This is a genomic window from Cellulomonas sp. P4_H12 (assembly GCF_056400905.1).
The window spans coordinates 1-13,235 of the sequence record NZ_JBFUKJ010000020.1 but is presented as its reverse complement, the minus strand read 5'-3'; the positions used below and the strand labels follow the sequence as shown (position 1 = coordinate 13,235).

Annotated in this window: 9 protein-coding genes; 5 read left to right on the top strand and 4 right to left on the bottom strand. The window is 75.9% G+C overall.

The window, feature by feature from the left end; all coding sequences use genetic code 11:
* Window positions 1-9 precede the first annotated feature (9 nt).
* Both AC1DQC_RS12650 and AC1DQC_RS12645 read left to right on the top strand, forming a co-directional pair.
* Complete coding sequence (locus AC1DQC_RS12650) at window positions 10-951, top strand: phosphotransferase (protein ID WP_477051591.1); 942 nt, start codon at window positions 10-12, stop codon at window positions 949-951.
* Window positions 948-1,646: a tyrosine-protein phosphatase gene (locus AC1DQC_RS12645; RefSeq protein ID WP_477051590.1), complete on the top strand. Its 699-nt coding sequence runs from the start codon at window positions 948-950 to the stop codon at window positions 1,644-1,646. The genes AC1DQC_RS12650 and AC1DQC_RS12645 overlap by 4 nt, the downstream gene beginning before the upstream one ends.
* A gap of 9 nt (window positions 1,647-1,655) precedes the next feature.
* Here the strand turns inward: AC1DQC_RS12645 and AC1DQC_RS12640 are convergent, their stop codons facing one another.
* The 3 genes from AC1DQC_RS12640 to AC1DQC_RS12630 all read right to left on the bottom strand — a co-directional run bounded on the left by AC1DQC_RS12640 (window position 1,656) and on the right by AC1DQC_RS12630 (window position 9,560).
* Entirely contained in the window at window positions 1,656-5,330 is a 3,675-nt protein-coding gene (locus AC1DQC_RS12640; protein ID WP_477051589.1) for a UvrD-helicase domain-containing protein, read from the bottom strand.
* Window positions 5,327-8,524, bottom strand: coding sequence for an ATP-dependent helicase (locus AC1DQC_RS12635; protein WP_477051588.1), 3,198 nt, complete (start codon window positions 8,522-8,524; stop codon window positions 5,327-5,329). The genes AC1DQC_RS12640 and AC1DQC_RS12635 overlap by 4 nt, the downstream gene beginning before the upstream one ends.
* Window positions 8,525-8,600: 76 nt before the next feature.
* Complete coding sequence (locus AC1DQC_RS12630; RefSeq protein ID WP_477051587.1) at window positions 8,601-9,560, bottom strand: DUF3152 domain-containing protein; 960 nt, start codon at window positions 9,558-9,560, stop codon at window positions 8,601-8,603.
* 47 nt (window positions 9,561-9,607) lie between these two features.
* On the opposite strand from AC1DQC_RS12630, the gene AC1DQC_RS12625 reads away from it, so the two are divergent.
* The gene (locus AC1DQC_RS12625) at window positions 9,608-10,276 is read left to right on the top strand and encodes a TetR/AcrR family transcriptional regulator (protein WP_477051586.1); all 669 of its coding nucleotides are present in this window, start codon (window positions 9,608-9,610) and stop codon (window positions 10,274-10,276) included.
* Window positions 10,277-10,365: 89 nt separating this feature from the next.
* Complete coding sequence (locus AC1DQC_RS12620) at window positions 10,366-10,590, top strand: DUF3107 domain-containing protein (protein WP_477051585.1); 225 nt, start codon at window positions 10,366-10,368, stop codon at window positions 10,588-10,590.
* A 67-nt stretch (window positions 10,591-10,657) separates the two neighbouring features.
* On the opposite strand, the gene AC1DQC_RS12615 is transcribed toward AC1DQC_RS12620, so the two are convergent.
* Window positions 10,658-11,371, bottom strand: a complete 714-nt coding sequence (locus tag AC1DQC_RS12615) for a ferritin-like fold-containing protein (RefSeq protein ID WP_477051584.1) — start codon at window positions 11,369-11,371, stop codon at window positions 10,658-10,660.
* A 333-nt stretch (window positions 11,372-11,704) separates the two neighbouring features.
* Between AC1DQC_RS12615 and AC1DQC_RS12610 the strand changes: the two genes are divergently transcribed.
* Window positions 11,705-13,235: DEAD/DEAH box helicase (locus AC1DQC_RS12610; RefSeq protein ID WP_477051659.1), on the top strand; the 1,531-nt coding region annotated here is incomplete at its 3' end.

Genomic DNA, 13,235 nt, shown 5'->3' with positions numbered 1-13,235 from the left:
CCTTGGCGCGTGGTCCGATCCCCTCTCGCCCTGGCCGCGCTGGCGACCGTCGCCGTCCCGGGACTCGACGCCTTCGACGTTCGGCGGCCCGCCCAGCCCGGGTCAGACTTCGACACGGCCGTCGTCATCGACGCCCACCGCAACCGGTGGGTGGTCCGCGCACCCCAGCACGCGACCGCCGGTGCCGCGCTCGAGGCCGAGGTCGTGCTGCTCGCCGCGCTCGCCGAGCAGGTCGAGCGCGGCAAGCTCCCGTTCGCCGTCCCGGCGCCCGTCGGCTTCGCGCACCTGCCCGAGGGCGGACGCGCCGCTGTGCACGCCGAGATCGCCGGTGAGCCCCTGCGCCTCGAGCGGCTCGTCCCCGGTCCGGGACTCGCGGCCGCCCTCGGTCGCGCGATCGCCGCGGTGCACGAGCTGCCGACCGGCCTGGTCGAGGACGCCGGTCTGCCCGTCTACGACGCGGGTGAGTACCGCCAGCGTCGCCAGGCCGAGGTGGACGAGGCCGCCCGCACCGGCAAGGTCCCGGCCGCGCTGCTGCGGCGCTGGGAGGAGCGGCTCGAGGACGTGGCCCTCTGGCGCTTCCGGCCCACCGTCGTGCACGGCGACCTCACCAGCGACCGGGTGCTCGCCGCCGGCGACGCCGTCACCGGCATCCTGCACTGGGGCGACGTCTGCGTGGCTGACCCGGCCGACGACCTGGCGTGGCTGCTCGTCGCGGCGGCACCCGACGTCACCGACTCGATCATGGAGGCGTACCAGCTGCGCCGCACCGAGCTCACCGACCCGCACCTCGCGGATCGCGCGCTGCTCGCCGGGGAGCTCGCGCTCGCCCGGTGGCTGCTCTACGGCGTGCGCAGCCAGGACGACGAGATCATCGACGACGCCGTGGCGATGCTCGAGGACCTCGACGCCCACACGCGTCAGGACACCGAGGCGCGCTCGCTGCTCGCGTGATCGATCGGACGGTCAGCTGGGGCGGCCTGCACAACGCCCGCGACCTCGGCGGCCTGCCCGCGGGGACGGCGACCACCCGGTTCGGCCGCGTCTACCGCGCGCCCCGCCTCGACGGCCTCGAGGTGCACGGCTGGGACGAGCTGGTCGACGCGGGCGTGCGCACGATCGTCGACCTGCGCAACCCGCACGAGATCCAGCCAATCGCCGTCCCGCCGTCCGTCACGCGGCACCATCGGCCCATCGAGGTGTGGGAGGACCGCGCCTTCATGGCCCGGTGGGGCGACGTCCTGAACTCGCCCGCCTACTACCGCGCCAACCTCGACGCCTGGCCGCACCTCGTCGTCGGCGTCGTCCGGACGATCGCCGAGGCGCCCCCCGGAGGCGTCGTCGTCCACTGCTCCGCGGGCCGCGACCGCACCGGGCTCGTCACCGCGCTGCTGCTCTCGGCGGTCGGCGTGCCCGTGGACGCGATCGTCGACGACTACGCGTGCAGCGTCATCGCCATGGACGCGTACGCGGCGGCGGGGAACGGCGACGAGCCACCGCGGACCCCGGACGAGCTGACGGCGTGGCTCGGCGACGTCACCGGCCACCTGCGCGCGCTGCTGGACGGCCTGGACGTCGCGGACTACCTCTCCCGGCACGGCCTCACGGACGCGGAGCTCGCCCGCGTGCGGGCCCGGCTGCTCGACTGACGCGGACGGTCAGCCTCCGTCCGAGTCGAACAGCGTCGGTGCGGCCGTCGGCGCCGAGCGGCGCGCCGGCGCGGCGTTAGCGCCCTCCCAGCCGGGCCGACGACGTCCCTGCGGATTTGCTCGGGGTCCGCGTCGGTTGGGCCGCGGACCGGCGAGCCGGCCGGCCGCCTGCGGCTCGTCGGCCGCGGTCGCGGAGCGCAGCAGGGCGGTGATCTCCGCCTCGTCCAGCAGCCGCTCCGGGTACACCGTCACCCCGGCGCCGACGTAGCAGAACGCCGCCCGCACCCGGTCCACGGGCGTGCCCGTCCATCGCGACCAGGCGAGCCGGTAGACGGCCAGCTGGAGCTCCCTGGACGCGCGCGCCGCGTCGTCCTTCGGTGGGGCGCCCGTCTTCCAGTCGACGACGACGACACCGCCCGGGTCCGCGGTCGCGTCGCTCGGGGCCGCGTCGCTCCCAGCCGCGCCGCTCGGGGCCGCGCCGCGCCAGGCTGCATCGTTCGACGCCGCACGGTCCGGGTCGGGGAACACGGCGTCGATGCGGGAGCGCAGCACGTAGCCGTCCACGGAGATCTCGATGTCCACCTCGACCGCCACGGGCGACCGGTTCGCCCACTCGGTGGCCAGGAACGCCTCGCGCAGCGCGCGCTCGTCCAGGTCGAGCGACGCCTCGTCGTCGTCGTCGGCGCCCGGCAGCGCGTCGACGTCCACCAGCGACGCGCTGCCGTACCAGCCCTCGACCCACGCGTGGAAGCGCGTGCCACGGCGGGCCTGCGGGGACGGTTCGGCGGGCACCGGGCGGCGCAGGTGCTGCGCGAACTCGGTCGGGTCGCCCTCCAGCCGGACCAGCGCGGAGGCGGACAGGTGCGCGGGCAGCTCGACCTCGCCCGCCGGCGTCCGAGCGCGCTCACGCTCGGCGAGCAGCCGCTCCGCGAGCACCTCCCACGGGTGCGCGGGATCGCCCGAGGGCGGCGTCGTCGGGGTCTCCACCGCCGCCATCGCCGGCTCCAGCTGCGCCATGGCCGCTCGGACACGGGAGGCGGCCGCCTCGACGTGCGGGCGACGGGTCGAGGCGCGCTCCGCGCCGAACGGGTCGGCGGGCCAGGTCGCGGTCAGGGTCAGCGACGCCCTCGGGTTCGTCCCGCCGTCGTCGGGCGCCGACTCCCAGCCTCCGGACTCCACGAGGCCCGCCTCGGCGAGCTCGGTGAGGAAGGTCGAGACCTTGCGGGCCCGCGTGCCGTCGCCCCACCAGGCCGCGGTGAGCAGCAGGTCGGACCGGGCGCGGGTCAGCGCGACGTAGGCGAGGCGGCGCTCCTCGGCCACCTGGTGGTCGCCGGCTGCGAGGACGAAGCGCTTGCGGCGCTCCTCGAGGTCCTTCGGGTCGGCCGCCCCGGCGTACTCGAAGACCGGCAGGTCGTGGCGGTCGCCGCGCAGCCGGTAGGGCAGCGAGCCGAGCCCGGTCAGCCACGCGGAGTCCTTGGGACCGTCCTTGCCCTGGGTCGGCGTCGCCGGCAGGCCACCGTCGACCAGCCCCGCGACCGCGACCACGTCCCACTCGAGGCCCTTCGCGGCGTGCACCGTGATGAGCTGCACGGCATCCGGGTCGGGCTCGGAGACCGGCATGTCGAGCCCGTTCTCCCGGGTGTCGGCCGCCTCGAGCCAGGCGAGGAAGCCGCCGAGGTTGGGGTGGTCGGCGGAGCGAGCGAACTCCACGGCCACGTCGCGGAACGCGTCGAGCTGCGCGCGCGCCCGGCCCGGCGACGTCCGAGCCCGTGCAGCGACCTCGATGTCGAGGCCGAGCAGGCGTTCGGCCTCGCCGACCAGCTCGGGCACCGACAGGTAGGTGTGGGCCCGCAGCACCCGCAGCGTCGACGCGAGCTCTCCCAGCCGGGCCCGACCGACGGCGCTGAGGGTCCGGCCGCCCCGGCTGGTCCAGCCGTCCACCGGCAGCTCCGTGATCGCGTCGAGCGCGTCCACGATGCTGCGCTCGTCGACGGCGTCGGCCTCCACCACGACCTGCGGCGCGCCGTCCACGGGTGTCGCCCCGAGGCGTTCGGCCGCAGACCCCGCCGGCCCCTGGCTGTCTGTGGCCGCCCCGTGCCGGGCCTGCGACCGGCGGTCGTTCCGCGCGGCGAGCTCGCCCGACCAGGCCGCCAGCGCGTGCAGGTCCGCCGCACCGAGCCGCGTCCGCGCACCCGTGAGCAGCCGCATGAGGGCGTCGCCGCGGGACGGGTCGTGCGCGGTCTGCAGCAGGGCGACCAGATCGACCACCTCGGGCGCCGAGAGCAGGCCGCCGAGGCCGACGACCTCGACGGGCAGGCCCGCGTCCCGCAGGGCGCGGCGCAGCGGCTCGAACTGGGACCGCTTGCGGCAGAGCACCGCCGCCGTGACCCGCTCCCGTCCCGGACGAGCCGGGCGCCACCGCTCGCGGACGAACTGCGCGACCGCGCGCGCCTCGTCCTCGAGCGTCTCGGCCACGTGGGCGTGCACGCGCCCCTCGCCCGCGCCCGGCCGGGCCGCGAGGACCGGCACCGCGACGCGCGTGGCCGAGGCGCGCAGCGGGGCCGCCACGTGGTTGGCCGCGGCCAGGATCAGGCGGTCGTTGCGCCACGAGGTCGACAGCTGGTGGACGTCGGCCGGCGTCCGGCTGCCGTCATCGCGGACCTCCGGGAACGACGTCGGGAAGCCCTCCAGCCCACCGGCGCTGGCACCGCGCCAGCCGTAGATCGACTGGTTCGGGTCGCCGACGGCCGTCACCGGGTGCCCACCGCCGAACAGGGCGCCGAGCAGGGTGAGCTGGGCGTAGGACGTGTCCTGGTACTCGTCGAGCAACACCACGCGGAACCGCTGCCGCTCGCCCGCGCCCACCTCGGGCACGTCCAGCGCCAGCCGCGCGGCCAGGGCGACCTGGTCGCCGAAGTCGATCGCGTCGCCCGCACGCTTGCGGACCCGGTACTCGGCGACGAGGTCGAGCACACGGACCCGCTCCCCCAGGGACCGCAGGAGCTTCTTGACGTCGGCGTACGGCTCGCGCGGCGGCGTGCCGGCGGGGGTCGCCGCGATCGCCTCGAGGATGCCCTCGATCCCGGCGCGCGCCCCGGCGGCATCGAGCAGGTGCTCGTCGAGCGCGCCCGAGAGCGTCAGCACGGCCTCGATCACCGTCGAGGTCGCCGCGTCGGTGTCGAGGTCGTCGCTCCACGCCTCGACCACCTCGGAGGCCAGCTGCCACTGTGCGGCCTCGCCGAGCAACCGCGCCGACGGGTCGAGCCCCAGCCGCAGGGCGTGGTCGGCGACCAGGGACGCCGCGTAGGAGTTGTAGGTCGAGATGGTCGGACGGGACAGGCCCGCGAGCGCGTCGCCGCGAGCCGGATCGACGGCGCCGTGCAGCACGACACCCTCCGCGGCGGCGGCGCGCGCGAGCGTCCGCAGCCGCCGGCGCACCCGCTCGGACAGCTCGCCCGCGGCCTTGCGGGTGAACGTCAGGCCGAGGACCTGGTCGGGCTCGACGACGCCGTTGGCCAGCAGCCAGACCACCCGCGCGGCCATCGTCTCCGTCTTGCCCGACCCGGCGCCGGCGACGACCAGCGACGGTCCGAGCGGTGCCTCGATGACCAGCCGCTGCTCCTCGGTGGGCGGCGGCTGACCGACCAGGGCGGCGATCTGGGCCGCGGAGAGCACGCCGGTCATGCGACCACCTGCCCGCCCTCGCCGCGGACCGGGCAGGAGCGACGGACCGGGCACCGGTCGCAGAGGTCGTTGGCGGTCGCCTCGAACGTGGACGCCGCCATGCGGTCGGCCACCTGGTCCACCATCGTGCGGGCCCAGCTGGGGCCGTCGCTCTCCGGACCGAGCGGCTCCTGCGTGCGCAGGACGGCCGACGCCCCCGTGCCGAGGAAGACCAGCTGCGCGCCCCCGGAGGTCGCGCCCTCGGGCAGCCCGTCGAACGCACCCGCGTCGACTGCCAGCTGGTACGCGCCCAGCTGCGGGTTCTCCGCGGACTTGCTCACGCTGGGCGGGCTCGCGCCGGTCTTCAGGTCGACGACGCGCACCACGGGACCGGTCGCGCCATCGTCCACGAGCTCGATCCGGTCCGCGGAGCCGCGCAGGGTGGCCCGGTCGGTGTCGACGGAGAACTCCGCCTCGACGAGCAACGGCTCGCCCGCGGTCCGCAGGTACACGGCGAGCCGGTGCACCATCGCGTCCGCCTTGCGGCGCGTGGCCAGCGCCGGCCAGCCTGCGCCAAGGCCCAGCTCGCCCCAGCGTCGGTCCAGCGCCTCGGCCAGCTCGGCCTCCGTGCCGCGCGGGTGCTCCTGCGCGATCGCGTGCAGGAGCGTGCCCAGGCTCTGGCCGCCGCTGCTCGAGGCCGTGCCGCCGGCCGCCTCGAGGGCCCAGCGCAGGGCGCACCGCTGAGCGGTCTCGACCTTGGAGGGCGAGACGGGCACACGCTCGTCGTCGCCCCACAGGGGTTGGTCGGTGGACGCCTCGGCGAGGCCGTACCAGTGCGCCGGGTCCGCACCGGGCACGCCCGCAGCGGCCAGCCGCGCGAGCGTGCTCGCCGCCACGGGGTCCGGTTCGGCGTCGTCGAGGGCGGCCTGCTCCAGGTGCGCCCGCAGCTGCGCGACCAGCCCCCGCAGGTCCAAGGGGGCGGGCACCGTGGTCCGCCGCGGGTCGACGTCGTCGTCCGACGGGTCCACGAGGTCGAGGAACGGCGACGGCTGGTGGTCCGCGTCGTCGACCGCCGTGACCAGCAGCGACCGCCGGGCGCGCGAGCACGCGACGACGAACGAGCGCAGCTCGTCGGCCAGCACGGCCTCGCGCGCGGCGGCGGCGTCGAAGCCCTCCGATCCCACGCGCCCCGCGACGACGTCCACGAGCGCCTGCGCGCCCAGCAACGAGTCGCGCAGCCGCAGGTCGGGCCACGACCCCTCCTGCACCCCCGCGACGACGACGACGTCCCACTCCCGGCCGGCCGCCCCGGCCGGGGTCAGCACCTGGACGGACGCCCGGCGGGCGCGGGCGGCGAGCGAGTCCGAGGGCAGGTCCTGCGCCTGCAGCCAGTCGACGAACGCCCCGGGGGTGGAGCGCGGCATACGGTCCACGAACGTCTCGGCCGCACGGAACAACGCCAGCACGGCGTCCAGGTCCCGGTCCGCCCGCTCCCCCGCGGTGCCGCCGGCGAGCGCGGACCGGCGCCACGGCTCCGCCTGCTCGGCCGCGTGCCACAGCGCCCAGAGCACCGTCTGGGCATCGGCACCGGCGATCGCCGCCGCCCGGCGGCCCTCGGCGAGCACCCGGGCGAGCCGCGCGATGGGCCGGGCGGCCGCCGGGACGTGCTCGTCCGAGGCGAGCGCCTCGACCAGCAGCGCGTCGCTGGTGCGCCCGCCGCCCTGGGCGAGCTCCTGCGCGCGCAACGCGCGCCGGACACGCCGCAGCCCGACCGTGTCCAGGCCACCCAGCGGCGAGCACGCCAGGCGCGTCGCGGTCGCCGCGTCGAGCGGGAGCGCACCGACGCAGACCCGCATCGCGTCGAGCAGCGGCCGGACGGCCGGCTCCTCCCGCAGCGGCACGTCGCTGCCGAGCACGCTGACCGGGACCGAGGCGCCCGCGAGTGCGCGCCGCAGCGCCGTGACCTGCGCGCCCGACCGGGCGACCACCGCCATCTCGCCCCATGGCACCCCGCGCTCGACGTGGGCGCTGCGCAGCGTGTGGGCGACGAACGCCGCCTCCTGCGCCGTGCTGGGCAGGATCGCTGCGCGCACCCCGCCCCCGCCGGAGCCGCCCGCCGCCGCGCGACGGTGCTGCACCGCGCCGACAGCACCGACCCGCTCCGCGATCCGCCCGACCACGGCCCGCAAGGGGGCGTCGTGACGCCACGACGTGCGCAGGACGACCGTGCGCGCGCCGACCTCACCCGGGCCCGGGCCGTCGACGCCCGCCCGGCCCACGAGCGACGGGATCGCGCCGCGGAACGTCTGGACGGCAGCGTCCGGGTCGGCGAGCAGCACCACGCGGGCTCCGTCGTCGGCGAGGGCACGCAGGAGGCGGGCGGTGGCCGACGTGCTCTCCTGGTGGTCGTCGACGACGACGAGGCGCCAGCGAGGACGGACCGCTCCCGGTACCTCCTCGTCCCACGAGGCGAGGGCCTGCGCCGCCTCGTCGACGACGACCGCCGGGTCCAGCCGGGCACCGACGTCGGGCGTGCCGGTCCGCAGCTGGAGGACGTCGAGGTACTCCTCGTACAGCCGGGCGGCGCTCGCCCAGGCCGGTCGGCCGTGCGCGTCCGCGAGCGCGGCCAGCTGCACGGGGGTCAGGCCACGCTCGGCAGCGCGCATCAGCAGGTCGCGCAGCTCGTCGCGGAACGGGCGCAGCCCGAGCACGTCCGGGCGCACCTCGGGCGGCCACGCGAGCGGCACGCCCTCGCCGACCGCGTGGCCTGCGAGGAGGTCACCGATGAGGAGGTCCTGCTCGGCACCCGACACCAGCGTCGGGGCCGGCTCGCCCAGCAGGGAGGCCCGCGCACGCAGGATCGAGAACGCCGCCGCCGCCGCGGTCTGCACCAGCGGTCGGCCCGAGGTCCGCCGCAGCCGCGCGGACAGCCGGTCGCGCAGGTCCGCGGCCGCGCGCCGTCCGGACGCCAGGACGAGCACGTCCTCCGCCGAGAGCCCGCGATCCACCGCGGCGACGACCGCCTCGAGGGCGACCGTCGTCTTGCCCGTGCCGGGGGCGCCGAGGACGAGGAGGGCCCGATCCAGCCCATCGGCCACGGCCGCGACCACCGAGGCCTGCTCGGCGTCGAGCGCGACGGCGGCTCCGGGGCCGACGGCCGGGACGTCCGCGAACGCCGGGCGCACGAGGCGCAGGGCGGGCGCGGAGGTGGTCACGCGACCGATCCCATCACGACCCACCGACACCGTCGTGCACGACCCGCCTGACCCGAGCGGACGTAGGAAAGAACGGTCAGGGGAACGGCCACGCATTCGGCGTGCACGGGGCCGCCTGGTACGACTGCTGCTGCATGACGGGTGCCCGCTGCCCCGGTCCCGGACAGCGCTCGTGCCCGTGGCCGAGCAGGTGGCCGACCTCGTGGTTGACCAGGTACTGCCGGTACTGCACCTTGTCCGACGCCAGCTCGGCGGTCGCCTCGACCCACCGGCGCAGGTTCAGCGCGGCGTGCCCGGCGCGCCCGCAGGACACCTCGCCGTCCGTCCGCAGCGGGGCGCACAGCGCGTCGACCGTCGTCGGCGAGGCGAGAAGCACCCGCAGCTCGGCGTCGCCGTCCGTGCGCGCGAACGACAGCGACCCGTCCGCGCCCCAGCCGCGCGGGTCGTTGAGCGTGGCCATCACGGTCGCGGCGAACAGCGCCCCGTCCACCGCCAGGCCGTCCTCGACCTCGACGCGCACGGTCCGGACGGTGCCCGTGCCGGGGCCCGGGTCGGTGCCGGGAACCACCGTGAACGTGCCCGCGGCCGACTCCGGGACGTCCGGCGACAGGAGCCCGGCGGCGACGTCCTGCGCCGTCAGCCCCGGGGGCAGGGCGAAGACGCTCGGCGGTGGGTCCGTCGGGAGCATGCCGAGCGGCGACTCGACGGGGTCCGTGAGCACAGGCTGGCGGCCGCCCGACATCCGGCTCTGCGCGTCGTTGTCGCGGTCGAGCAGCTCGGCGTCGTAGGCACCCACGGCGGCCGGGCTCGACGACGGCCCGAGCACCTTGTCGACCATCGCGACCGCGGGCGGCGACCCCATGGTCCACCACCCGGCGCCGGCGCCGAGAGCGAGCCCGGCGACGACCGCGACGAGCGCGGGCGTCGCACCGCGGCGCCGGAGCCGCGACCTGCGCGGACGACGAGGAGGGACCGGCGTGCGCTGGTGCGCACGCGCCGGTCCCTGGTCTGCCCGGAGCACTCCCGGAGGCGTCACCCGGTCATCGTCGCACCACTGACACATCCCGTCGCTACCATGCCGGGATGACGGACGGGACGGACGACTCGACCCCGAGGGCGCGGAGCCCCCGGATGGCGCGCGACGAGCGCCGCGCCCAGGTCCTGCGCATCGCCCAGGAGCTCTTCTCGTCCGAGGGGTTCCACCACGTCTCGATGGACGACATCGCGGACCGCGCCGAGGTCAGCAAGCCGGTCCTCTACCGCCACTTCCCGTCCAAGCTGGACCTCTACCTCGCGGTGGTGGACCAGAACGGCGCGGACCTGCTCGTCGCCGTCGACTCCGCCGTGTCCGGCATCGAGCAGGGACCGGTGCGCCGGGGCGACGGGCGCGACGTCATCGCCGCGATCGTGCGGGCGTACATCATGTTCGTCGAGGGCGCAGGAGAGTCGTCCGCGCTCCTGTTCGAGTCCGACGTGACGCACGACGCCGACGTGCGCGCCCGGGTCGAGCACGCGTCGTCCGAGGCCACCCGCCGGATCACGGTGGTGTTGTCGCAGGTCACAGCGCTGTCCCTCGACGACGCGGGCATGCTCGCCGTCTCGCTCATCGCCATGGCGCAGGGCGCCGCCACCCACCGGCTGCGCCAGCCGACCGAGGTCGGGCCCGAGCGCACGGTCGAGCTGGTCTCCCAGCTGGCCTGGGGCGGGGTCTCCGCGCTGATCCGGCCCGACTTCGTGTACGAGGACGCCTAGGATCGGACGACGTGCCACGGCCCACCGGCTGCGGCTGGGCCGGGACGTGAGAATCCACAGCGTGGAGTAAGGACGTGAAGGAGATGACGGTGGAGATCACCATCGGCGTGCAGAACCTGCCTCGGGAGATCAGCCTCGAGTCCGACCAGACGCCGGACGAGGTGGCCGCCGCGGTGGCAGCCGCGCTGAGCGGTCGGCCCGCGCTCGAGCTGGTCGACGTGCGCGGCCGCCGGGTCATCGTGCCGACAGCGAGCCTCGGCTACGTGGAGATCGGCTCGGAGACGAAGGGTCGCGTCGGCTTCGGCACCCTCTGAGGACCCGGTCGACGACGCCCGAGAGCCCCGCACGGAGCATCCGTGCGGGGCTCTTGCGCGCTCGGGCTCAGGCGGTCAGGCCCAGGCGGCTCATGCGGCGCGTGTGCTGCGCGGTGAGCTCGCCGAAGAGCTTGGTCGGCGCGCTGGCCGGCGCTGCGTCCGTGGTGGCGGCGGAGCCGTGGGCGACCAGGCGCACGAGCGCGGGCCGCTGCACGAGCAGCCGCTGGACCACGCCGAGAGCCTCCCCGACCAGGCGTCGGCCCCACAGCGCGAGCCGCGCGGTGAGCACGCCGTCGGCCGATCCCGCGGCGTCCAGCTCGGCGACGGCGAGCTCGGCGTGCGAGGCGTCGTCGAGGACCTCCAGCACGACCGCGCGCGACCCTTCGTCGAGGCCCTCGGCGGCGAGGCGGCAGAAGTCGTCGGCCACGCCGTACCCGACGTAGGCCTTGAGCAGGCGCTCCCACCACGAGCTGGGCTGCGTGCGGGCGTCGAAGTCGTCGAGCACGTCGTGATACTGCCGGACGGCCGCCACCGGGTCGCCGCCGATCGCCGTGATGCGGGCCAGGACGCGGTCACGCCGCTCGACGGCGGCGGCCGCGAAGCGGCTCAGCTCGAGGCTCTGCTCGATGGTCGGGGCGAGCGACGCGTCGGCGGCCAGGCGGGCGAACGCGACGTGCTCGAGCTGTGCGACCAGGCCCAGGAGCTCGACGGCGTCGTCGTGCTCGAGCGAGCCGACGGCGGGAACGTCCTCGACACCGGTCCGTGCGTGCGTCGTCGTCATCCGAGGATCGTAGCCCCGGCGGGGCGTCGACCGGCCTGCGGGAGCAGTCGGATAGACTGTGCAGGTAATTCGGTTGCCCGGTCGTCTAGGAATCCCCGTTCGTTCGACGATCAGACCCATTCTCGCGCAGCCCCGGACCCGTCCGGACGACGCGCGCGAGTCGACTTGCACGATCGGCTGCCGGCCAACCCGCGTGGTGATCTCCGCTGTCGCCCGGGACGCTCCGACACCCGTCGGCCCCGGCAGCGCGCGGCCCGCCACCCTTCGCAGTGAAGAGTCCTCGTGACCACCACCGACGAGACGCCGGAGCAGGTCTCTGCTCTGGCCGAGCCCATGACCCGTCCCCTGAAGAACACCTGGTCCTCCGTGCAGGCGGTGGAGGCCTCGTTCGCGGACTTCGACGTCCGCCCCGAGATCGTCCAGGCGCTGGCCGACGCCGGCATCACGCACCCGTTCCCCATCCAGGCCATGACCCTGCCGGTCGCCCTCTCGGGCCACGACATCATCGGCCAGGCCAAGACCGGAACCGGCAAGACCCTCGGCTTCGGCGTCCCGCTGCTGCACCGCGTGGTCGCCCCCGGCGAGGAGGGCTACGAGCAGCTGGCCCACCCCGGCAAGCCGCAGGCGCTCGTCGTCGTGCCCACGCGCGAGCTCGCCGTGCAGGTGGCCGGCGACCTGGCCACCGCCTCCTCGCGCCGGTCCGTCCGCGTGCTGCAGGTCTACGGCGGCCGCGCGTACGAGCCGCAGATCGCCGCGCTGAACAGCGGCGTCGACGTGGTCGTCGGCACCCCCGGGCGCATGATCGACCTGCTCAAGCAGAAGCACCTCGACCTGTCGCACGTGAAGGCCGTCGTCCTCGACGAGGCCGACGAGATGCTCGACCTGGGCTTCCTGCCGGACGTCGAGACGCTGCTCGCCGCCACGCCGGCCAGCCGGCACACCATGCTGTTCTCGGCCACCATGCCGGGCGCCGTGGTCGCGATGGCGCGCCGCTACATGACGCAGCCGACGCACATCCGCGCGGCCGACCCGGACGACGACGGCCAGACCGTCAAGAACATCAAGCAGGTCGTCTACCGCGCGCACGCCCTGGACAAGGTCGAGATGCTCGCCCGCATCCTGCAGGCGCGCGACCGCGGCCTGACCATCGTCTTCGCGCGCACCAAGCGCACCGCCGCCAAGGTGGCCGACGACCTGGTCGAGCGCGGCTTCGCCGCCGGCGCACTGCACGGCGACCTCGGCCAGGGCGCCCGTGAGCAGGCGCTGCGCGCGTTCCGCCACGGCAAGGTCGACGTGCTGGTCGCCACCGACGTCGCCGCCCGCGGCATCGACGTCGAGGCCGTCACGCACGTCATCAACTACCAGTGCCCCGAGGACGAGAAGACGTACCTGCACCGCACCGGCCGCACCGGCCGCGCGGGCGCCAAGGGCACCGCGGTGACGTTCGTCGACTGGGACGACATCCCGCGCTGGGGCCTGATCGACAAGGCGCTCGGCCTGGGCATCCCGGAGCCGATCGAGTCGTACTCCAGCTCGAAGCACGTCTACGAGGACCTCGACATCCCCGAGGGCACCAAGGGGCGCCTGCCCAAGGCGCAGCAGACCCGCGAGGGCCTCGGCGCCGAGAAGCTCGAGGACCTGGGCGAGACCGGCAAGCGGGGCGGCGGTCGCCCGGCCGGCGGCTCACACTCGGACGCGATCCGTGGCAACCGCGGCGACTCTCGTCGGGGCGACTCGCGGACCAGCTCCGCACCTCGCAGCAGCGGCCCGCAGACCGAGCGTCCGGCCGACGAGTCGGGCGAGGGCGGCAGCCGCCGGCGTCGCGGCGGGCGCGGTCGCGGGCGCGGCGAGGGCGGGGCCGAGG

Bases quoted from the DNA above. Each gene is read 5' to 3' on its own strand.
- AC1DQC_RS12625 (WP_477051586.1), top strand. From the start codon at position 9,608: ATGACGGACGGGACGGACGACTCGACCCCGAGGGCGCGGAGCCCCCGG.
- AC1DQC_RS12615 (WP_477051584.1), bottom strand. From the start codon at position 11,371: ATGACGACGACGCACGCACGGACCGGTGTCGAGGACGTTCCCGCCGTC.
- AC1DQC_RS12640 (WP_477051589.1), bottom strand. From the start codon at position 5,330: ATGACCGGCGTGCTCTCCGCGGCCCAGATCGCCGCCCTGGTCGGTCAG.